Here is a 22,519-nt window from a genome sequence, read left to right on the forward strand (position 1 = left end):
GGGTAGGCTGTGGAAGAAAAATAACCACACCAATTTCTAAGAAACCCGCATGCAAATGCGGGTTTTTTTATATCTAAATACCGGAAGTAAACGATTAAATTGCACGAAAAGTGCAGAAATCATGAAGGAAGCAAACATGAACGATCAGGTCATTATATTCGACACCACATTGCGTGATGGCGAACAAGCGTTGTCAGCAAGCTTGACGGTTAAAGAAAAACTGCAGATTGCCTATGCGCTGGAAAGGCTAGGCGTTGATGTTATCGAAGCGGGCTTTCCTGTTTCTTCTCCGGGTGATTTCGAGTCCGTACAAACCATTGCAAAACACATCAAAAACAGCCGAGTTTGTGCCCTTTCGCGTGCCGTTGCGAAAGACATCGATGCTGCTGCTGAAGCGCTAAAAGTCGCAGATGCATTTCGAATCCACACTTTCATCTCAACTTCGACTGTTCACGTTCAAGACAAACTACGCCGTAGCTACGACGATGTTGTAGAAATGGGCGTAAAAGCCGTAAAACATGCGCGTAACTACACCGATGACGTTGAGTTTTCTTGCGAAGACGCAGGTCGTACGCCAATCGACAACCTATGCCGCATGGTTGAAGCGGCTATCGATGCTGGCGCAAGCACCATCAATATCCCAGATACCGTTGGCTACACCGTGCCAAGTGAATTTGGCGGCATCATTGAAACCCTATTCAACCGCGTACCAAACATCGACAAAGCGATCATCTCTGTTCACTGTCACGATGACTTGGGCATGTCTGTTGCCAACTCTATCGCTGCCGTTCAAGCGGGTGCTCGCCAAGTAGAAGGCACCATTAACGGTATTGGTGAACGCGCTGGTAACTGTTCTCTTGAAGAAATCGCGATGATCTTAAAAACGCGTCAGGAGTTCTTGGGGGTTCATACCGGTTTAAAACACGATGAAATCCACCGCACCAGTAAGTTGGTCAGCCAACTATGTAATATGCCGATTCAAAGTAACAAGGCTATCGTGGGTGCAAATGCGTTTAGCCACTCTTCAGGCATCCACCAAGATGGCATGCTAAAAAATAAGAACACTTACGAGATCATGACGCCTGAGTCGATTGGTCTTAAGAACCAAGCATTGAACCTAACCAGCCGTAGTGGCCGCGCTGCTGTGAAGAGCCACATGGACGCGATGGGCTACAAAGAAGAAGAATACAACCTAGATGCGTTGTACGAAGACTTCTTGAAGCTTGCCGACCGCAAAGGACAGGTATTCGATTACGACCTAGAAGCCCTAATGCACTTCTCGAACTTGCGTGAAGAAGATGACTTCTACAAGCTGAACTACCTAAGCGTACAGTCAGGCAGTGTGATGGCGACCACCAGCGTCAAGATGCAATGCGGCGATGAAGAAATGTGTGAAGCTGCCGTCGGTAATGGTCCGGTTGATGCGCTATACCAATGTATCTACCGCGTGACGGGTTACGAGATCGTTCTAGACAAATTCGACCTAACCGCAAAAGGCGAAGGTGAAGACGGCCTTGGTCAAGCGGACATTATTGCCAACTACAAAGGTCGTAAGTACCACGGTACGGGCGTTTCTACCGACATCGTAGAAGCTTCTGGTCAAGCGCTACTGCACGTCATCAACAGCATTCATCGTGCCGATAAGATTGCGGAAATGAAGCAGAAGAAGATTGCGACGGTTTAATCATTAATTCATTGGAGCTTGAGCCTCATAACTCAAGCTCCAACCAAATTCGTTTTAGACAAGCTCAAAAGATTTAGAAAACTTAAAGGATTAACATGACAGACAAATCATACAAAATTGCCGTTTTACCAGGCGACGGCATCGGCCCAGAAGTGATGGCGCAAGCACATAAGGTGTTAGATGCAATCGAGAAGAAACACGGCATTGCGTTTGAGCGTGACGAGCATGATGTGGGCGGAATCGCGATTGACAACCACGGTTGCCCGCTTCCAGAAAGCACCGTGAAAGCATGTGAAGAGTCTGATGCTGTCCTATTCGGTTCAGTTGGCGGCCCTAAGTGGGAACATTTGCCACCAAATGACCAACCTGAGCGCGGTGCACTACTTCCGTTACGTAAACACTTCCAATTGTTCTGTAACCTACGTCCAGCACAAATACACTCAGGTCTAGAGACCTTCTCTCCACTTCGTGCAGACATCTCAGGTCGCGGTTTTGACATCGTGGTAGTACGTGAACTAACAGGTGGTATCTACTTCGGCCAACCAAAAGGGCGCGAAGGTGAAGGGCCAACAGAGAAAGCCTTCGATACAGAGGTTTACCACCGCTACGAAATCGAACGTATTGCAAAAATCGCCTTTGAATCTGCTCGTCTACGTCGCAAAAAAGTCTGCTCAATCGACAAAGCGAACGTTCTACAAAGCTCTATCCTATGGCGTGAAGTGGTCGAAGAAATCGCAAAAGACTACCCAGATGTTGAGCTGTCACACATGTACATTGATAACGCAACCATGCAGCTTATCAAAGACCCAGCACAGTTCGACGTAATGCTGTGTTCGAACATCTTCGGCGACATCATCTCTGATGAGTGCGCGATGATCACTGGCTCAATGGGGATGCTGCCATCAGCAAGCCTAAACGAAAGCCAATTTGGTCTGTACGAGCCAGCAGGCGGTAGTGCTCCGGATATCGCAGGTAAGAACATCGCGAACCCAGTAGCACAAATCCTATCGGCAGCACTGATGCTGCGTTACAGCCTAGGTGAAGAAACTGCGGCACAAGACATCGAGACGGCGGTTTCAAAAGCGCTATCAGCAGGAGAACTAACGGGTGACCTTGCCGGCGACAACCCAGCACTTTCGACGTCTGAGATGGGCGATAAAATCGCTGAGTACATCTTAAACTCTTAATACAAAACAGATTCATAATAAATACTAAATCCTCGGTCAACCAATGGCTTTCCTCTAAGTCATTGGTGCGATAACAAGGCAGCAAGCCCATTTATATTAAGGCGTTTAGTTCGCTAAATAACTGGATAAATGGGTGTCGCTAACGCAGTTATTGCGGCAAAGGCGACGAGGAAAGGAAGCAAACAATGGGCAAAACATTATACGAAAAAGTCTACGACGCACACGTTGCCGTCGCAGCAGAAGGGGAAAACCCAATCTTGTACATCGACCGTCATTTGGTACACGAAGTGACGTCTCCGCAGGCATTTGATGGCTTACGTGAAAAAGGTCGTAAAGTGCGTCAGGTCAGCAAAACTTTTGCGACTATGGACCACAACGTTTCGACAACAACGAAAGACATCAATGCATCCGGTGAGATGGCGCGTATCCAGATGGAAACGCTATCGAAAAACTGTGAAGAGTTTGGCGTTACGCTTTACGACATCAACCATAAATACCAAGGCATTGTGCACGTCATGGGCCCTGAGCTTGGTATTACCCTACCGGGCATGACCATTGTTTGTGGTGACTCCCACACCGCAACTCACGGTGCATTCGGCTCTCTAGCTTTTGGCATTGGTACTTCGGAAGTGGAGCACGTATTGGCGACGCAAACGCTAAAACAAGCGCGCGCAAAAACGATGAAGATCGAAGTGAAAGGCAAAGTAACTCCTGGCATCACCGCTAAAGACATCGTACTTGCGATCATCGGTGAAACCACAGCTGCTGGCGGTACAGGCTACGTGGTTGAATTCTGCGGTGAAGCGATCACAGACCTTTCAATGGAAGGCCGCATGACCGTGTGTAACATGGCGATTGAGCTAGGTGCTAAAGCCGGTTTGATTGCGCCAGATGAAACCACATTCGAATACATCAAAGGCCGTAAATTCTCACCTCAAGGTGCCGACTTTGATGCAGCAGTAGACTACTGGAAGACATTAAAAACTGACGATGATGCTCAGTTTGATGCGGTTGTGACGCTAAACGCAGCAGACATTAAACCACAAGTTACTTGGGGTACTAACCCAGGCCAAGTTATCGCGGTAGACCAACCAATCCCTGCACCAGAAAGCTTTGCCGACCCAGTAGAGAAAGCTTCTGCTGAAAAAGCGTTGGCTTACATGGGCCTAGAAGCTGGCAAAGCACTTTCTGATTACAACGTCGATAAAGTCTTCGTTGGCTCTTGTACCAACTCTCGTATTGAAGACATGCGCGCAGCCGCTGAAGTGGCAAAGGGTCGTAAAGTTGCTTCTCATGTTCAAGCGCTTATCGTTCCTGGCTCTGAGCAAGTAAAAGCGCAAGCAGAAGCGGAAGGCTTGGACGTTATCTTCAAAGACGCTGGCTTTGAGTGGCGTCTACCGGGTTGTTCAATGTGTCTTGCAATGAACAACGACCGTTTGGGTCCTCATGAACGTTGTGCGTCAACGTCAAACCGTAACTTTGAAGGTCGCCAAGGCCGTGATGGTCGTACCCACTTGGTTAGCCCTGCTATGGCAGCGGCAGCAGCAATCGCTGGTCACTTTGTTGATATTCGTGAGTTGACTTTTTTTGATAAACAGGATTAGGAGAGAACAGATGTCAGGTTTTAAACAACACACAGGCTTAGTTGTTCCTCTAGATGCAGCGAACGTTGATACTGATGCTATTATTCCAAAGCAGTTCCTACAAAAGGTCTCCCGCTTAGGGTTTGGTAAGCACCTATTCCATGACTGGCGATTCCTAGATGATGCTGGCGAACAACCAAACCCAGAGTTCGTGATGAACGCTCCGCGTTACCAAGGCGCTTCTATCTTGCTAGCGCGTGAAAACTTCGGCTGTGGTTCTTCTCGTGAGCACGCACCGTGGGCACTCGCGGATTACGGCATCAAAGCGATGATCGCACCTAGCTTTGCCGATATTTTTTACGGCAACTCGATCAACAACCAAATGGTGCCAGTTCGCTTGACTGAGCAAGAAGTAGATGAAATCTTCCAGTTTGTTGAGGCGAATGAAGGCGCTGAAGTGGAAGTAGACCTAGAAGCCAATGTGGTTCGTGCCAACGGCAAAGAATATGGCTTTGAAATCGATTCGTTCCGTCGTCACTGCTTGCTAAACGGTTTGGACAACATTGGTCTAACCCTTCAACATGAAGATAAGATTGCCGAATACGAAGCGAATATCCCAAGCTTCTTAAGCTAATTAAAATCGCAATTTAAACAAACAAAAGGTTGGCATTGGCCAGCCTTTTTTCTTTTATTTTCATTGCTTCAAGAAAGAAACTTCGCTTTATACAGGTCTACACTATCAATAAAGTTTAACCCAAAGGACTCCCTATGAAGCGTCTGTTATTGCTATTGTGTGCTCTCGTTTCTTTCTCATCATTTGCCGCCCCTAAATCGGAGCTGTGGCCGTATTGGAAACAATCTAATCAAGCTAGCCAAACCAAGATTTCTCATCAAGAGTGGCAACAACTGCTTGATACTTATTTAGTCGAGCAAGGTGAGAATACTTTGTTCCGCTATAGCAAAGTCACGACCTCCGACAAAGCGAAGTTAAAGCAGTACATCCAACGACTGGCGAAACTCGACCCTCTACAATACAACCAAGCGGAGCAATACGCCTACTGGGTAAACCTTTACAACGCCATCACTGTCGACTTAATCCTAGATAACTATCCTGTCGAGTCGATTACCAAACTTGGTGGGCTATTTAGCTTTGGCCCTTGGGGGGATGATGTGGTCGTAGTCAACGGGAAGGATCTGACTTTAAACGACATTGAGCATCGTATTTTGCGCCCGATTTGGAATGACCCAAGAACGCATTACGCGGTTAACTGTGCCAGCTTAGGATGCCCTAACCTGCAGCCTCAAGCATTCACCGCTGAAAACACACAAGCTCTACTGGATAGTGCCGCCAAAACATTTATCAACAGCAGCAAAGGCGTATCTATCCAAGGTAACACGGCACAGCTGTCTTCTATTTATGATTGGTTTGCAACGGACTTTGGTGGAGAAAAACATATATTCAACCACATAGCTCAGTATGCACCGCAATACAAAAACTTCTCTGGCAAAGTGAAATACGAATACGATTGGACCTTAAATCAAGCTAACTAAAGAAGTTACTGACAGGCTAATAAGCTTTTGCCTTCCCATAACCGAAAAGCAAAAGGACACCAGCAAACCAAACGCTGAGTATAAGAACGAGAAAAGGGCACCGAGTGCCCTCAGACTGCTGACAAAGGTCTAGCCATCAGGCTAGACCTTTGATCTAATAGGGGTATCGAAAAATGGATACTCCAATATGCTACAAGATCCTTCTCCTCAACAATACGAATTTGAAATGGTGACGATGGAGCAGTTAGTTCCTAAAGACCATTTAGTCCGCAAAATTGATAAAGCCATAGACTTCGAATTTATCCGGGACCAAGTCGCTCACCTCTATTGTCAAGATAACGGTCGACCACCTGTTGACCCTGTTCGACTTTTCAAAATCATTTTTATTGGCTACCTCTTCGGAATCAAAAGCGAGCGACAGCTCGTTAAAGAGATTGAAGTCAATGTAGCCTATCGTTGGTTCTTGCGCATGTCGTTAACGGAGAAGGTTATCCATGCTTCAACACTGAGCCAAAACCGTATTCGCCGCTTCAATAATACCGACGTATTCGAACGTATCTTTATCAACATCGTTGAGCAGGCTATGGCCAAAGGCTTGGTCGCTGGGCAGCAACTCTTTACCGACAGCACTCACCTCAAAGCAAACGCTAACAAAAATAAACACACCAATGAGGTCAGAGACGTTCGAGCCAGTGCTTACCTCGACATGCTTGATGAAGACGTTGCATTAGACCGAGAACGAGAAGGAAAGAAGTCGCTTAAGGCACGAGTATCCGAGCCTAAAACAAAGAATACGAAAGTCAGTACTACAGACCCAGAAAGTGGTTTTATGACGAGAGACAATAAACCACAAGGCTTCTTCTACCTTGACCATCGTACCGTCGATGGTCTGCATGGGATCATCGTCGACACTCATGCGACGGCAGGTAATATCAATGACTCTCAACCCTATATTGAACGACTGGACTACACGCTAGAGCAGTTCAACCTTAACCCTATAGCTGTTGGTCTCGATGCCGGCTATTTTACCGCTCCCGTGGCAGAGTCATTAGAGCGCCGAAATATCTTAGGTGTGTTCGGCTACCGTAGGCCATCAAGAACAAAGAACACGTTCAAGAAGAAGCACTTTATCTACCACAAAGAGAGTGACAGTTATCGATGTCCAAATGGGCAAACGCTTATCTACAAAACGACGTCACGAGATGCTTATAGAGAGTATCACTCAGACCCGAAAGAATGCGTGCTCTGCCCAATGCGAAATGACTGTACTCAAAGTAAAAACATGAAGAAAGTCATCACCAGACACATCTATACAGATGCAGTGGAGAGAGCGAACCAAATGCGGCTCTCTCCCTATGGGAAGAAGACGTATAGACGAAGAAGTGAGACGGTAGAAAGAAGCTTCGCTGATGCTAAGCAGCACCATGGACACCGTTATGCCCGCTTCCGTGGGCTAAGCAAAGTGCAAATGCAGTGTTGGTTAGCTGCCGCAGCTCAAAACATCAAGAAGATAGCTCTAGTAATGAGTTATTTACAAAAAATGGGGTTCAATATGGCTCAAATAAGACAAATATTAGCTTCTAAATACTTGTTTAAGAGTTGGAACAGATTAAATCTGGTATAGCGAAAAATATCGCGATCGCGACCTACGGTCGCTTATAAAAAAGAACCCCACCGAAAAAGGTGGGGTTCGTCATCAATCTGAGGGCACCGAGTGCCCTTTTTGTTTTGAAGCTTGATAGAAAACGTCCGACTACTTAAAACCTTTCACTTTCTTTATCAGATCGTAAGCATTTTGAATTTCTTGCGACTTTTCTTTTGCGACGTTCATCATCTCAGGTGGTAAGCCCTTCGCCATCAGCTTATCTGGGTGGTGCTCATTCATCAACTTGCGGTAAGCACGCTTCACCATTTTACTGTCCGCATCTGAGTTAACATCCAAAATCTTGTAGGCATCAGCCAACTGATCCGCTTGTGAAGCTTGTTGCCAACCAGCTGATTGGTATTGTCCCTGCTGCTGGCCATGGAAACCACCTTGGCTTTGAAAACGAAACGCGGCTTCTTGCATGTGCAGGCGACGCTCTAATTGCTCTGAAGAGAAACCTAAACCGCGGGCAATTTTATGCAGGACATTACGTTCACTCGGATGAATCGAGCCATCAGCAAACGCAGCAGAGATCTGAAGCTCCAAGAAAAATTGCAATAAATCAAAACGCCCTGCTGAAGAGATTTTCACGCGAACCAATACATCTTCAAGCGGAAAATCACTCTCTTTACCATCACGGAACGCTTCTTGTGCCGCACGACGTTGCTCGCCATGTAAACTCATACGGTCCATCATCGCAGACGCTAGTTGAATCTCTTCTTTGGTGACTTGACCTTTGGCTTTAGCCACATGTCCCATAACTGCGAATGCAGCTTTAAAAAATTCTTCCTGACGTTGTGTCTGGCTAGGACCTTTACCAAAGCCCCCCGTCGAAAAACCCGCTTGGCTTAAACGACGTGCTTTATCGAATTGATGACCGATAAATAGACCAAACAATAAACCGAATGGGCCACCGAGTAACAAGCCAAAAAAGGCACCCAAGATTTTGCCAAAAATATGCATTATGTGTTCTCTATCAATGAATTTTTATCGACGACGGCGGTCTTATAGTGCCGGACGCAACGATTTCCTTTATGATAATGGAATTAGTTTTATTACGGTCAGGCTATTTCGCCTGCTTATCTTTGCAGCTATTTTATATTGGCATTATGCCACAGCGAATCCATGCTCTGGGATAATTGCAAACTATAGTTGATTCATTTGGCTATATAGCGAGGGTAGAACAAGCCCTATAGCCATCGAGTAGTAGTGACACAGGAAAGTTCAATTCAATGCAACATTTCTCCCGCACATGTTTAGCGGCCTCTATCAGCACCGCCTTGTTTGTACCCACCACTCAAGCTGAAGCGAATATCCATGATAGTGTGCAGGAAATGCCCACCACAGATCAATGTTTGGTCGAGACAAGTGGTGAGGAGGACGCGCTTAATTCCCCAGTGGTTGTTCAAGCTGATAGTCTACAAGCCATCAATGGCGATAAGGCTCAGTACTCTGGCAACGTAGAAGTTACGCAAGGTCCAAAGAAAATCACCGCCGATAGCGTAACGCTTCATCAACAAGATAACGTGGTCGTGGCAGAAGGCAATGTAACCTTCAATGACGGTCAGGTTAAAGCACGTTCAGATCGTGTTACCAACGACATCAATCAAGATACGTTTTCGCTTGAAAACACCAACTACCAGTTCTTGTGCCAACAAGGTCGCGGTACCGCTGCGTACATCGCCCGTACTGGTCAGTCAGTGTACGAACTTGAAGATGGTTCGATTACCTCTTGTCCTCAAGGTGACAACTCTTGGCGCTTAGTGGCTTCGGGCATCGATGTTGATCAAGATGAAGAGACGGCAACGTTACATCACCCACGTTTTGAGATCATGGACGTCCCTGTTTTCTACGTGCCGTACATGACGATGCCAATTGGTGACACGCGTAAAACGGGCTTCCTATTCCCATCCATGTCATACGGCTCTAGCGACGGTATGGAAGTTGAACTTCCTTTCTACTGGAATATCGCGCCGCAATACGACATGACACTTACTCCGCTCTACATGCAGAAACGTGGCACCAAGCTTGACTCTGATTTCCGTTACCTAACCGAAGGTTGGGGTGAAGGTGAAATCAAAGGCGAGTACATGAGCAGCGACAAACGCTACGAGGACGAATCTCGTTGGGGTTACCAATTCAAACACGATGGCATCATCAACAAACAGTGGGTGGTCAGTGTTGATTACTCAAAAGTGAGTGACATCGACTACTTCCGTGACCTGGATTCTGACATTGGTAACCGAGAAGACGGCCAATTGCTTCAAGAAGGCGAAGTACAGTACCGTTCAGACTTCTGGGACGCCTCTTTGTCTGTCCGAGATTTCCAGATACTTTTGAAAGAAGAAAACCAACCGTACCGTCTATTGCCGCAGCTGGACTTGAACTACTACACCCCACTTTTGGGTAACTACGTCAACTTTGACGTGAAGAGCCAGATCAGCCGTTTTGATACTGACGATACAGCGAAGCCTGACGCGACTCGTGTGCACGTAGAGCCAGGCCTCACAATTCCTCTATCAAACTCTTGGGCGACATGGACCACAGAAGCTCGCGTATTATCGACCTACTACTCCCAAGATCTGAGTGGCTTAACAGACACCGATCTAAGAAATCAACTCGATGAGACCGTATCGCGTGTTATTCCAGAATTCCGCACACATGCTCAGATGTACTTGGAGCGTGATACCAGCTGGATAGAAGGCTACACACAAACATTGGAACCACAGCTTCAGTATTTGTATGTACCAGATGAAGACCAAACTAACATCTACAACTACGATACGACGTTACTGCAAACTGACTACTACGGTCTATTCCGCAGTCGTAAATACAGTGGTATCGATAAAATCGCGTCAGCAAACCAGTTAAGCTACGGTGCAAGTACGCGTTTCTTTGATGATGATTACAAAGAACGTCTTAACGTTTCGTTTGGTCAGATCTACTACTTCGATAAGAAAACCAAGATCAGCAATAATCCGAGCCTACCGGATGAGACCTCAAACTACTCATCATGGGCGGTTGAAACTGATTTCAACTACAACGATTACTTGTTCTATCACGGTGGTATCCAGTATGACATCGACCTGAGCTCGATGCAGTTGGCGAACAGCACTCTGGAATACCAATTTAACGGTGGCTTCATTCAAGGTAACTACCGTTACGTTACTCGTGAATACATTGAAGATACGATCATTCTCGAAAACCTCGACACAATCACTCGTAAAGGTATTTCACAAGCAGGTATCGTAGCCGCGTATGAATTCAACCCGAGTTGGTCGGCAAGCGGCCAGTACTACTACGACTTAAACGAAAACATCGATATGGAATGGCTTGCCAGCCTCCGCTACCAATCAGATTGTTGGTACTTCGGTCTAACTTACTCAAACCAATTATTAGGCTGGGATGACAAAGCAATCGGAAGCGACGGTGCTTCTCCAGAATACGAAAACAACATCAGCGTTAACTTCGGTATTCAAGGCTTTGCCACCAATCAACGTGCGATTACCGCAGAAAAAGAACTTGATGGTTCGGACAACGCGATCAAATACGGTCGTCCATTCTATTTGAACAATTAATCGAATTGAGCGTCTTAACTACTAGTAAGACGCTCAACTCTATAATACTGACGGAATTTTAAATGAAAATTTGGAAATCAATCATCTTCACAACCCTATTCTCTTTAGGTGTTAATGCTGCACCTGTAGAGCTTGATCAGGTTGCTGTTATCGTCAACGACGGTGTGATTTTACAAAGCGACATCAACACTGCAATGAAAACACTTCAAGCTAATGCTCGTCAGAGCGGTAAGAGCTTACCTTCAGCAAGCGTGTTGAAAGACCAAGTGGTTGAGAAACTGATCATTGATACGCTTCAAGGTCAAGAGGCTGAACGTATCGGCGTACGAATTGATGACAACCGCTTGAATCAAGCGATTGCAGAAATCGCTCGTAACAACAACCAAAGCGTTGAGCAACTTGCCGCCTCTGTCCAAGCTGAAGGGTTAAGCTACTCTGAATTCCGCGAACAAATTCGTAAAGAGATCGCCGCGTCTGAAGCTCGTAATGCGCTTGTACGTCGTCGTATCAACATTCTCCCAGCGGAAGTCGATAGCCTAGCAGAACAACTTGCAACAGAAACCAATGCAACCGTTCAATACAAAATCGGTCATATCCAATTGCGTTTCTCTGACGATAAAGACAAGTCAGAAGTCGAAGCAGAAGCGAATGCATTAGTGAAAAAATTGAAAGATGGTGCGGATTTCTCGCAAATGGCCTACACCTACTCAAAAGGCCCAAAAGCCTTGCAAGGTGGTGACTGGGGTTGGATGCGTAAAGAAGAAATGCCAACTATCTTCGCAGACCAAATCAAAATGCAAAACAAAGGCAGCATCATTGGTCCATTCCGCAGCGGTATTGGCTTCCACATCCTAAAAGTAGAAGATGTAAAAGGCCTAGAAACAGTCGCGGTCACAGAAGTCAATGCTCGACATATTCTGATCAAACCGACCGTTATCCTAAGCGATGATGGTGCGAAGAAGCAGCTAAATGAATTCATTCGTCGCATTAAAGCGGGTGAAGCAACCTTTGCTCAATTGGCAACACAATACAGCCAAGATCCAGGTTCTGCAGCACAAGACGGTGAACTGGGCTACCAAACACCAGACCTATACGTACCAGAATTTAAACACCAAGTTGAAACATTGCCTGTAGGTTCAATCAGTGAACCATTCAAAACTGTACACGGCTGGCACATTGTTGAAGTTTTAGACCGTCGTCAAGTTGACCGCACTGACTCAGCAATGAAAAACAAAGCCTACCGCATTCTTTTCAACCGTAAGTTTAACGAAGAAGCAGGCGCATGGATGCAAGAACTACGAGCAAGCGCGTTTGTTGAAATCGTGGATAACAATGATGGCAACTAATTCGATTCGAAGAATCGTCGTAACCGCAGGGGAACCTGCGGGGATCGGCCCTGATTTGGTGCTGGCCTTATCAAAGGAAGACTGGGCGCACCAAATCGTCGTTTGTGCAGACAAGAATGTCTTAGCAGAAAGAGCTAAACAGCTCGGCATAGACGTTCAACTGTTTGATTACAATCCAGAAGAAGCACCAAAAGCGCAACAAGCTGGCACATTAATCGTAGACCACATTGAAATCGCTGAAACCTCGGTTGCAGGTCAACTTAATGAAGCCAACGGCCACTACGTATTAAAAACGTTAGAAAGAGCCGCTTTGGGCTGTATGAATGATGAATTTGATGCTATTGTCACCGGCCCTGTACATAAGGGGGTGATAAATCGCTCAGGTGTTGCATTCAGTGGTCACACTGAATTCTTTGCTGAAAAGTCCAATACACCATTGGTCGTGATGATGTTAGCGACTGAAGGACTGCGAGTGGCACTCGTCACCACGCATATTCCTCTGGCTTACGTATCAAAAGCCGTTACGGAAGAGCGATTAGAAAAAATCATCGATATTCTTCATAAAGATCTTGTAGAAAAATTTGCCATCTCGCAACCAAACATCTATGTTTGCGGGCTAAATCCACATGCGGGAGAAGATGGCTGTTTAGGTCGCGAAGAGATCGAAACCATCACTCCGACATTGGAAAAGATTCGACAAGAAAAAGGAATCAATCTGATTGGCCCTTTGCCGGCAGATACCATTTTCAATGAAAAGTATTTAAACGATGCTGATGCTGTTTTAGGTATGTACCACGATCAAGTGTTGCCTGTATTAAAATACAAAGGCTTTGGTCGTTCAGTAAACATTACACTTGGTCTACCATTTATAAGAACCTCGGTGGATCACGGTACTGCATTAGAACTGGCAGGGACAGGTCAAGCGGATACAGGGAGCTTCCGAACAGCGCTCACGCATGCGATAGAATTGGTAGAGAAGAAACAATGAGAAATGATGTCCATTTAGGACACAAAGCGCGTAAACGTTTTGGTCAAAACTTCCTGAACGATCCATACATTATTGACGGTATCGTATCATCAATTAACCCAAGACCTGGCCAAAACCTTGTTGAGATCGGTCCAGGCCTTGGTGCAATTACAGAACCTGTGGGTCGCGAAGTCGACAAGTTCACGGTTATTGAACTCGACCGAGATCTAGCAGAACGTCTACGCAACCATCCAGAATTAGCTGACAAACTGACTATTCATGAAGGCGATGCTATGCGCTTTGACTTCACGCAGTTAGTGAAGCCAAACAACAAGCTACGTATCTTCGGTAACTTGCCATACAACATCTCGACACCATTGATGTTCCACCTATTTGAATTCCATAAAGACATTCAAGACATGCACTTTATGCTTCAAAAAGAAGTGGTAAACCGTTTAGCCGCAGGCCCAGGCAGCAAGGCTTACGGCCGCCTAACGGTAATGGCTCAGTACTACTGTAAAGTTGTACCTGTTCTAGAAGTACCACCAACAGCGTTTGTACCGCCACCGAAAGTTGATTCAGCAGTCGTACGCTTAGTGCCTTACGAAGTCCTTCCGCACCCTGCGAAAGATTTGCGTTTGTTGGAGCGCGTATGTCGCGAAGGCTTTAACCAGCGTCGCAAGACCGTTCGTAACTGCTACAAGTCGCTATTGAGTACAGAAGTATTGGAAGAGTTGGGCGTAAACCCAAGTATGCGTCCAGAAAACCTAACGCTACAACAGTTTGTCGCCATGGCGAACTGGCTTGCGGATAACCCGCAGCACCAATAACTCAAACGATGAGCCAAACCCTTCGCGGTTTGGCTTATTATTATTGAGATAATCCGTTTTTCGAGGAGTGCACATGGACGTCATTCAACCTTGCATCAAGATTCAAGTTCACACCAAATACATTGAAGAACAGTCCAACCCAGAACTGCAACGTTTTATTTTCGCCTACGTCATCACCATCAAAAACCTCAGCCAACAAACCGTACAATTACTCAGTCGTCGCTGGTTAATTACGGATTCAAATGGCAAAAAAATGACGGTAGAAGGCGAAGGTGTTGTCGGACAACAGCCCTTTATTCCTAGCAATGATGAATACACCTACAGTAGCGGTACTGCATTAGAAACTCCAGTAGGTGTCATGCAAGGACACTACATGATGTTGGATGAGAAGGGACAAGAGTTTCTCACCGAAATAGACCCTTTCCGACTTGCTGTTCCCAATGTCCTAAATTAATCAGGAGAGTCAGTGGCTACCTACATCGTTGGTGACATTCAAGGCTGTTTCGATGAACTGCAACAGCTACTAGAACACGTTAATTTCTCAACTCAACACGATCAACTTTGGCTTGCTGGTGACCTGGTGGCAAGAGGGCCGAAGTCATTAGAAACACTGCGCTTTGTTAAATCCCTTGGCGACAGCGCTAAAGTTGTCCTCGGCAATCACGATCTGCACCTAATGGCGGTTTCTAAAGGCTTAAAGAAGGTGAAGGACAAAGATAAAACCGCACCTATCTTTTCCGCACCAGATAAAGATGATCTACTCACTTGGTTAGCACAGCAACCACTCATGGCGGAACACGATGAGTTCGTTATGTGTCATGCGGGCATCTCACCTTTATGGGATCTACAGACGGCTCGAGCATGTGCACGTGAGGTCGAGGCGATAATTCAGAGTGAGCAACTGCATTGGTTACTGGAAAATATGTACAGCAACCAACCTGATCTTTGGGAGGAATCTCTATCAGGCTTAGATCGCTATCGCTATACCATCAATGCATTTACCCGTATGCGCTTTTGCTTTCCCGATGGCCGCTTGGATATGGATTGTAAACTTCCACCACAAGAAGTTTCAGAAGATGAGCTTGTTCCTTGGTTTAAACTGCCACAACGTGTGCCTTTAGAAAAAGCGGTCTTATTTGGTCACTGGGCAGCACTGCAAGGCTACATTGAAGAGAGCATTATTGGCCTTGATACGGGCTGTGTTTGGGGTGGCTCATTAACTATGATTCGCTGGGAAGATAAGCAAGTTTTCACCCAAGAAGCACTCAGTTAACAATTCGAATTAGCGGACTAGAAAACAAAAAGCACCGTATTGACGGTGCTTCTCTTATTCTAGCTGGTTACTTTTCTAGAACGGTGAAACGCATGTTATACGCATTTTTTTCATCCGCTTGATACGCTTCAGAGTATGTTTCTTTAAACTCATTCCCCCAATCTGGGAACTGAGTATCACCCTCGATTTCAGCTTCAATATGAGTGACATATAGCTTATTTGCTATTGCCAAGCATGCAGCGTAAATCGCGCCACCACCAATGATCATCACTTCTTCACTGTCACCAGCAACCTCAAGCGCCTGCTCAATCGACGTAACGGTCGTGACACCTTCAATGGAAAGTGAAGTATCACGGCTGATGACAATATTCAAACGGCCAGGTAAAGGACGTCCGATTGATTCATAAGTTTTACGTCCCATCACAACAGGCTTACCCATTGTACAACGCTTAAACCATGCAAAGTCTGCCGGAAGATGCCAAGGCATCTGGTTGTCTTTACCGATGATACGGTTGTCTGCCATCGCGGCAATCATGCTGATGATCATATTGGGTCCTTATACTATGGGTCTGCGGCGATAGAATAACAGCCCCGGAACCGCCAAGCCAACCGCTAAGCCTGCAATAATAAACATCGCCTTAAGAAAGTTCTCCATACATGTCGCAATTAACTCTGGCGAATAACCCAAGTGGTTTATCTCCACCATGGCAATCATGGCTTTAAAGGCAAATACACCGGGCACCATTGGGATCAAAGCTGCAACAGTGAAAACTTTGGGATGGGCAAGAAAACGATGCGACCAATGTACGCCGATTAAGCCAACAAGGGTCGCAGCAAAAAAGCTCGCCCACTCAATCGGCAAGCCAAAGTGCATCATCAAATAGCGACTGCCATGACCAATCGCACCACCTACGGCACAATAAACTAAAGCGCGCTGTGGCACGTTAAACACCATGGCAAAACCCACTGCAGGAATCGCCGCAAAAAACATATCATTCAGCAGGCCAAGTGCGAGTTCAAATACACTCATTAGCTCATCCACCCCCAAATACCGGTGACTTCCATCGCTGCTACGATGCCAAGTGAAGTTGCTAATGTCAGTAGACTTGCCATGGTAAATCTCGCGATGCCCATATTGATGTGGCCTTTAAGCATGTCTGCAACGGAGTTAATCAGAGGGAAGCCCGGTACTAACATCAGGACCGAAGATGCCATTGCTACCGTAGGTAAATTACCAATTTCAAAGATCACGGCTTGAGCGGAAATCAGCGTTGTGACGAATGCTGTGGCGGCGAAATTAAGTAGAGGATTAAAATGTCGATGCCCAATCTCTTGTCTGACGATCATACCACCAGCAGAAGCGAGGAACGTCATGCCGAAGACTCCCCAATCTCCTCCAGCTAGATGACTAAAGGCAGCACAAGAAAGACCTATCATAAACACGACTAACCAGCGGTTATAGCGCTCTGGGCTGATGGTATTGAGTTTCTTCTGTGCCATTTTCACATCGAGTAAACCGCGCTCCATCATGATACAGATACGCTGAATTTGCGTAATGACACGCATGTTAATTCCACGATCGGCACAGCTTCTTGTGGTAGTAATGCAATGATCGTCCATCACCGTTGTGACCACCAAGGCATTGGCAGACAGTGCAACAGCAACATCGCTAACGCCACTCGCAAACCCAATGCGCTGCATAATATCGCTCACCAGCGTACTTTCTGCACCGTGTGCTAATAACATTTGCCCGGCTTGAGCCACGAGCCGAGAAATGGCTCTTTGATTGGACGCCGCCATAGCTTCTTCAGGCGGCATAGCTTCCGATGTCATAAATACTTCCTAAGTCCATTTATACCCAAGTAACCTCACCCTTGGGAGGGTGTCATTGACCCCGCTCTGAATCCTACATCTTGAAGTCACTTGGGTATATTTTATTATTGTGCCGTAAAACACATCGTCTAAACATGATTTAGATACAAAAAAAGCCGCAATATACATTGCGGCTTAATGAAATAACTAGCGATTAGTCACGGACGTAAACAACGTGACCGTCGTCTTCTTCATCGTCCCAGTCATCCCAATCGTCGTCATCTTCTTCAGTGATCACGTCTTTACCAGCGATGGCATCTTTATGGTAATCATCCCACATGAAGTTCACTTTATCTTCTTCAGCAACTTCTTCCTCTTCACGAGGTAGGTTTTCCATAAAGTCAGCTAGCTTGTAGCAAAGCTCTTTAGTGCCGTTACGGTTGATTGCAGAGATCTTAAAGAACTCATCTTCCCAACCAAGCGCATCCAAGATCTCTTGGATCTTTTCATTCGCTTCTTCTTCCGGCATAAGATCAGTCTTGTTGAAGACTAACCAACGAGGTTTACCAGCAAGTTTTTCACTGTACTGCTCTAGCTCATCAATGATGGTTAGGGCATTTTGAATTGGGTCTGACTGATCGATCGGCATGATATCAATCATGTGCAGTAATACGCGACAACGCTCTAGGTGCTTAAGGAAGCGAATACCTAGACCAGCACCGTCAGCGGCACCTTCGATTAGACCAGGAATATCAGCAACTACAAAGCTTTTCTCAGGTACGACACTCACTACACCCAAGCTTGGGATTAGCGTAGTAAATGGGTAATCTGCTACTTTTGGTTTTGCTGCTGATACTGCGCGGATAAAGGTTGATTTACCTGCGTTAGGTAGACCAAGCATACCAACATCAGCCAATAGCAATAGCTCTAGACGGATTTCACGAATTTCACCTTTAGTACCTAGCGTTCTCTGACGAGGAGCGCGGTTTACTGAAGATTTAAAACGCGTGTTACCAAGACCGTGCCAGCCGCCTTTCGCGACCATCACTTTCTTGCCGTGTTCAGCAACTTCTGCAACGATTTCATTAGTGTGGATATCAACTGCGCGCGTACCTACAGGAACACGCATCGTGATGTCTTTACCACGTTTACCCGTACAGTTACCACCACGACCATTTTCACCGCGTTCTGCTTCGTAAAAGCGTTGGAAACGGTAATCGATCAGGGTATTTAGGTTTTCATCGGCTTGGATGTATACATCACCGCCATCACCACCATCGCCGCCATCAGGACCGCCTTTAGTGATGAATTTTTCACGCCAGAAACTTACAACGCCGCTACCGCCGTCACCAGCCTGAACTTTTACTACCGCTTCATCTACGAACTTCATCTTTTACTCCGACTACTTCGTGCGTGGATTTAATCTGACTTATCATCAAACAATTTTAGCAGATGACAGATCTAAGCACCCTGAACCTACCAACAAGGTAAAAACGAGAAACTTGAATATGTCGACTGCTACAAATAAAAAACCCCGCCGAATCGGCAGGGCTTTTGAATTCAGCTTTAAAGCTTAAATAATTAACCTAAAAGGTAAATTACTCAGCTTCGATGCTTACAAACTTACGGTTTTTAGGACCTTTAACCTCGAACTTCACTTTACCTTCAGTAAGAGCGAATAGAGTGTGGTCTTTACCGATACCTACGTTGTTACCAGCGTGGAACTTAGTACCACGTTGACGTACGATGATGTTACCTGCAAGAACAGACTCACCACCGAAACGCTTAACACCAAGGCGTTTGCTTTCTGAATCGCGGCCGTTACGAGTAGAACCACCAGCTTTTTTGTGTGCCATTGTTAAACTCTCCTAATAGATTAAGCGTTGATACCAGTGATCTTCACTTCAGTGAACCACTGACGATGACCCTGTTGCTTACGAGAGTGCTTACGACGACGGAACTTAACGATTTTAACTTTATCGCCACGACCGTGTTGTACAACTTCAGCAACAACTTTGCCGCCCTCTACAAGAGGAGCGCCAACTTTGATGTCTTCGCCGTTAGCAACAAGAAGAACTGTATCAAATTCAACAGTTGCACCAGTTTCAACGTCTAATTTCTCTAAACGAAGAGTTTGACCTTCGCTTACACGGTGTTGTTTACCACCAGATTGGAAAACAGCGTACATATTTTACTCCGCTTTTTCCGCACAGCCTTTTCATGAGGGTGTGCGCTAAACTAATCATCAATAGGGCGCAGATTCTACAGAAGAGATGCCCCTATGACAAGCCATATTTTGAAAAAATTGGCGAAAAGCTAATCGCCAAAGAAAAGTGCGGCAATCATGCCCTTTAGTAATGTATTAATCAACGTTTTTTAGTGTATTATTCGACAATTATATAAATCGAATAAGCCTTGCAGGGTCTAACTTCAGCCGGATATACGATGGATTTTAAAACTATCCAAGCGCTTACTGCCGATGACATGGCAAAAGTGAATGAAACAATTCAAGCCCAACTAAATTCTGATGTCTCTTTAATCAACCAGCTCGGTTTCTATATTGTGAGTGGTGGAGGCAAACGCTTAAGACCACTTCTGGCGATATTGTCAGCACGTGCTCTTGGTTACCAAGGTAACGGCCATACAATGGCAGCGGCGTTTATCGAGTTCATCCACACAGCAACACTGTTGCACGATGATGTGGTCGACGAATCAGACATGCGCCGTGGTAAAGCGACAGCAAACGCTGCGTTTGGTAATGCCGCTAGCGTGTTAGTTGGGGACTTTATTTATACTCGCTCATTCCAAATGATGACTGAGCTAGGATCAATGAAGATCCTTAAACTGATGAGCGACGCAGTTAATGTGATCGCAGAGGGTGAGGTTCAACAGTTAATGAACTGCAATGATCCTGACACGACAGAAGAAAGCTACATGCAGGTCATCTACTCTAAGACCGCACGTTTGTTTGAGTCGGCAACCCAAATTGGTGCGATTCTTAACGATGCTCCTGAAGAAGTAGAAGTCGCTTTCCAAAACTACGGTAAATATTTGGGTACAGCATTCCAACTGATCGATGACGTGATGGATTACACGTCTGACGGTGAGGATATGGGTAAGAATGCTGGTGATGATTTAGCTGAAGGCAAACCAACGCTTCCTCTACTTCATGCCATGCGCAATACCACCCCAGAGAATGCACAGATGATCCGTGAGGCTATCGAAAAAGCCAACGGTATGGATCACTTGGATGACATTCTTGCTGTAATGAAAGTAGCCGGCTCACTTGAGTACACAACGCAGAAAGCACTAGAAGAAGCAGACAAAGCGATTGCAGAACTCGCAATCTTGCCAGAGTCAGAGTACAAGCAAGCGCTTATTACACTGGCTCACATGTCGGTGAACCGCACTAGTTAACGGCACAAAATAGACCCACAATAAAAAGGAAGAGCATGTCTCTTCCTTTTTGTGTACCTCAAATTCTTTTCACCGCTACCATCTAATAGTATCTATCGCAACTATCGTGAAGCTGTGGGTTATCTTCAATTTCGTCGAAACTGACCGCCAACTGCTCTTCCGAACCTTGTTTGGCAAGAAGCACTGTCTCCGCCTCTTGATCAACCACTAAGATTGTTCCGATACCTTGTTGGCATTCCACCACCATACCTTTACGGATTCGATTGGCTTCCATCATCTTCTCCCTCACAAAGTTGTTTGATTCAGACTCTGTTACGCAAGATAAAATGAAAGGATCAAAAAAGCCGATCTAAGATCGGCTTTCTTCTTTATATAGCTTTCTCTTTGTAGAGACGCTTATTTCGCGAATTCAACACCAATGTTGATATCGCCATTTAGCGTTTCCAACATACCATCAAGTGCTGACTTCTCGTAGTCACTTAGTGCGCCATAGCTTAGTACTTCTTCTACACCGTCTTTACCCAGTTTAACTGGTTGTGCAAAGTAAGGCGCATGTTCACTGCCACCTTCCACGTATGCACATTCTACTACGCCTTCTTCACCTTGAAGCGCGCGCACTAGAGCAAGACCGAAGCGACACGCTGCTTGACCCATAGACAGAGTCGCGCTACCGCCACCCGCTTTTGCTTCAACAACTTCTGTACCCGCATTTTGGATACGTTTCGTTAGCGCTTCTACTTCTTCAGCGGTGAACTCAACACCTTCTACTTGAGATAGAAGAGGAAGAATAGTCACACCAGAGTGGCCACCGATAACAGGAACGCGAACGTCACCTGGATCTTTATCTTTTAGTTCAGCCACGAAGGTTTCTGAGCGGATAACGTCTAGCGTTGTAACACCAAACAGTTTGCGCTTATCGTACACACCCGCTTTCTTTAATACTTCCGCAGCGATTGGCACTGTGGTGTTCACTGGGTTAGTGATAATACCCACGCATGCCGTTGGACATACTACTGCAATCTTTTCTGCTAGTGACTTAACGATACCAGCATTTACATTAAATAGATCCGCACGATCCATACCAGGCTTACGTGCGACACCAGCTGAGATAAGAACCACGTCAGCACCTTCTAGTGCAGGCGTTGGATCTTCACCAGCGTAACCTTTAATAGATACTGGTGTCGGGATATGGCTAAGATCTGCAGCCACACCAGGAGTTACTGGAGCAATATCATATAGGGCTAAATCTGAACCTGCAGGAAGACGGTTCTTAAGTAGAAGGGCCAGAGCTTGACCGATGCCGCCAGCGGCACCAATAACGGCTACTTTCATGTAGTTCTCCTTGAGAGTATTTCTCTTATAAACGTATTCGTAGGGTATTTTGTAACCAACTGAAATAAAGCTATCGGAATCACAACTTGATTACAATCAATTAACGCCAGCTTTGCGACCTCGCGCAACTCACTGTTATCGTGCTACAAACAAAGGTCTGATTATTGGTTTATTCTGTTGAAATGACAAGAAATTCAATGCAATAAATAGGTCAACGATTTCATACTTAAAGAACCCTATCCTGTTTAGGGTTTACAGTGATGGAATTAACATAATGCCGTGAGTTTTTGGCACTGCATGAATATCTATGCGAG

General features: G+C 45.8%; 22 protein-coding genes. 13 read left to right on the forward strand and 9 right to left on the reverse strand.

All coding sequences use genetic code 11. The annotated features are described in order from the left end of the window. Positions 1 to 136 precede the first annotated feature (136 nt). From leuA to C1S74_RS09125, 6 genes are all read left to right on the forward strand, one after another. Positions 137 to 1,684 carry a 2-isopropylmalate synthase gene (gene leuA / locus C1S74_RS09100; protein ID WP_045400461.1) on the forward strand — a complete coding sequence of 516 codons (1,548 nt, stop codon included), beginning with the start codon at positions 137 to 139 and terminating at the stop codon, positions 1,682 to 1,684. A 95-nt stretch (positions 1,685 to 1,779) separates the two neighbouring features. Continuing rightward, positions 1,780 to 2,871 (forward strand): 3-isopropylmalate dehydrogenase, encoded by a 1,092-nt coding sequence (leuB, locus tag C1S74_RS09105; protein WP_045400463.1) that lies wholly within the window; start codon positions 1,780 to 1,782, stop codon positions 2,869 to 2,871. Positions 2,872 to 3,056: 185 nt separating this feature from the next. Beyond that, entirely contained in the window at positions 3,057 to 4,475 is a 1,419-nt protein-coding gene (gene leuC / locus C1S74_RS09110; RefSeq protein WP_045400465.1) for a 3-isopropylmalate dehydratase large subunit, read from the forward strand. 10 nt (positions 4,476 to 4,485) lie between these two features. Further along, positions 4,486 to 5,088 carry a 3-isopropylmalate dehydratase small subunit gene (gene leuD, locus C1S74_RS09115; protein ID WP_005430484.1) on the forward strand — a complete coding sequence of 201 codons (603 nt, stop codon included), beginning with the start codon at positions 4,486 to 4,488 and terminating at the stop codon, positions 5,086 to 5,088. Positions 5,089 to 5,222: 134 nt separating this feature from the next. Beyond that, a complete protein-coding gene (locus C1S74_RS09120) occupies positions 5,223 to 6,005 on the forward strand; it encodes a DUF547 domain-containing protein (protein ID WP_045400467.1) in 783 nt (260 codons plus the stop codon). 187 nt (positions 6,006 to 6,192) lie between these two features. After that, positions 6,193 to 7,629: an IS1182 family transposase gene (locus C1S74_RS09125; protein ID WP_103415238.1), complete on the forward strand. Its 1,437-nt coding sequence runs from the start codon at positions 6,193 to 6,195 to the stop codon at positions 7,627 to 7,629. Positions 7,630 to 7,758: 129 nt separating this feature from the next. Here the strand turns inward: C1S74_RS09125 and djlA are convergent, their stop codons facing one another. Next, the gene (djlA, locus tag C1S74_RS09130) at positions 7,759 to 8,613 is read right to left on the reverse strand and encodes a co-chaperone DjlA (protein WP_045399227.1); all 855 of its coding nucleotides are present in this window, start codon (positions 8,611 to 8,613) and stop codon (positions 7,759 to 7,761) included. A gap of 269 nt (positions 8,614 to 8,882) precedes the next feature. Between djlA and lptD the strand changes: the two genes are divergently transcribed. From lptD to apaH, 6 genes are all read left to right on the forward strand, one after another. Then, on the forward strand, positions 8,883 to 11,228 hold the full coding sequence (lptD, locus tag C1S74_RS09135; RefSeq protein WP_038866130.1) for an LPS assembly protein LptD: 2,346 nt from the start codon (positions 8,883 to 8,885) through the stop codon (positions 11,226 to 11,228). Positions 11,229 to 11,290: 62 nt separating this feature from the next. Beyond that, positions 11,291 to 12,574 carry a peptidylprolyl isomerase SurA gene (surA, locus tag C1S74_RS09140; RefSeq protein WP_038866129.1) on the forward strand — a complete coding sequence of 428 codons (1,284 nt, stop codon included), beginning with the start codon at positions 11,291 to 11,293 and terminating at the stop codon, positions 12,572 to 12,574. Further along, positions 12,564 to 13,562: a 4-hydroxythreonine-4-phosphate dehydrogenase PdxA gene (gene pdxA, locus C1S74_RS09145; RefSeq protein WP_045399229.1), complete on the forward strand. Its 999-nt coding sequence runs from the start codon at positions 12,564 to 12,566 to the stop codon at positions 13,560 to 13,562. Before surA ends, pdxA begins: the two co-directional genes overlap by 11 nt. Continuing rightward, entirely contained in the window at positions 13,559 to 14,371 is an 813-nt protein-coding gene (gene rsmA, locus C1S74_RS09150) for a 16S rRNA (adenine(1518)-N(6)/adenine(1519)-N(6))-dimethyltransferase RsmA (RefSeq protein WP_038866127.1), read from the forward strand. Before pdxA ends, rsmA begins: the two co-directional genes overlap by 4 nt. 73 nt (positions 14,372 to 14,444) lie before the next feature. Next, the gene (gene apaG / locus C1S74_RS09155; RefSeq protein ID WP_045399231.1) at positions 14,445 to 14,825 is read left to right on the forward strand and encodes a Co2+/Mg2+ efflux protein ApaG; all 381 of its coding nucleotides are present in this window, start codon (positions 14,445 to 14,447) and stop codon (positions 14,823 to 14,825) included. Positions 14,826 to 14,837: 12 nt separating this feature from the next. Beyond that, positions 14,838 to 15,644, forward strand: coding sequence for a bis(5'-nucleosyl)-tetraphosphatase (symmetrical) ApaH (apaH, locus tag C1S74_RS09160; protein WP_042604289.1), 807 nt, complete (start codon positions 14,838 to 14,840; stop codon positions 15,642 to 15,644). A 67-nt stretch (positions 15,645 to 15,711) separates the two neighbouring features. Here apaH and folA read toward each other — a convergent pair whose 3' ends face one another. The 6 genes from folA to rplU form a co-directional block, all read right to left on the reverse strand. Next, positions 15,712 to 16,191, reverse strand: coding sequence for a type 3 dihydrofolate reductase (folA, locus tag C1S74_RS09165; protein ID WP_038866123.1), 480 nt, complete (start codon positions 16,189 to 16,191; stop codon positions 15,712 to 15,714). Positions 16,192 to 16,200: 9 nt separating this feature from the next. Next, positions 16,201 to 16,674, reverse strand: coding sequence for a threonine/serine exporter family protein (locus C1S74_RS09170; RefSeq protein WP_038866121.1), 474 nt, complete (start codon positions 16,672 to 16,674; stop codon positions 16,201 to 16,203). Beyond that, positions 16,674 to 17,477: a threonine/serine exporter family protein gene (locus C1S74_RS09175; RefSeq protein WP_042599784.1), complete on the reverse strand. Its 804-nt coding sequence runs from the start codon at positions 17,475 to 17,477 to the stop codon at positions 16,674 to 16,676. Before C1S74_RS09175 ends, C1S74_RS09170 begins: the two co-directional genes overlap by 1 nt. A gap of 193 nt (positions 17,478 to 17,670) precedes the next feature. Beyond that, positions 17,671 to 18,846 carry an Obg family GTPase CgtA gene (cgtA, locus tag C1S74_RS09180; RefSeq protein WP_038866120.1) on the reverse strand — a complete coding sequence of 392 codons (1,176 nt, stop codon included), beginning with the start codon at positions 18,844 to 18,846 and terminating at the stop codon, positions 17,671 to 17,673. A gap of 208 nt (positions 18,847 to 19,054) precedes the next feature. Then, on the reverse strand, positions 19,055 to 19,312 hold the full coding sequence (gene rpmA, locus C1S74_RS09185; protein ID WP_005383095.1) for a 50S ribosomal protein L27: 258 nt from the start codon (positions 19,310 to 19,312) through the stop codon (positions 19,055 to 19,057). 20 nt (positions 19,313 to 19,332) lie between these two features. Continuing rightward, a complete protein-coding gene (gene rplU / locus C1S74_RS09190; protein ID WP_038866119.1) occupies positions 19,333 to 19,644 on the reverse strand; it encodes a 50S ribosomal protein L21 in 312 nt (103 codons plus the stop codon). 257 nt (positions 19,645 to 19,901) lie between these two features. Between rplU and ispB the strand changes: the two genes are divergently transcribed. Next, positions 19,902 to 20,873: an octaprenyl diphosphate synthase gene (gene ispB, locus C1S74_RS09195; RefSeq protein WP_045399233.1), complete on the forward strand. Its 972-nt coding sequence runs from the start codon at positions 19,902 to 19,904 to the stop codon at positions 20,871 to 20,873. Between the two features lie 82 nt (positions 20,874 to 20,955). On the opposite strand, the gene C1S74_RS09200 is transcribed toward ispB, so the two are convergent. After that, positions 20,956 to 21,147, reverse strand: a complete 192-nt coding sequence (locus tag C1S74_RS09200; protein WP_045399235.1) for a hypothetical protein — start codon at positions 21,145 to 21,147, stop codon at positions 20,956 to 20,958. A gap of 122 nt (positions 21,148 to 21,269) precedes the next feature. Beyond that, positions 21,270 to 22,205: a malate dehydrogenase gene (gene mdh / locus C1S74_RS09205; RefSeq protein ID WP_038878319.1), complete on the reverse strand. Its 936-nt coding sequence runs from the start codon at positions 22,203 to 22,205 to the stop codon at positions 21,270 to 21,272. Between the last annotated feature and the right edge of the window lie 314 nt (positions 22,206 to 22,519).

Origin of the sequence: Vibrio hyugaensis (assembly GCF_002906655.1) — a bacterium.
Taxonomy (GTDB): Bacteria; Pseudomonadota; Gammaproteobacteria; order Enterobacterales; family Vibrionaceae; genus Vibrio; species Vibrio hyugaensis.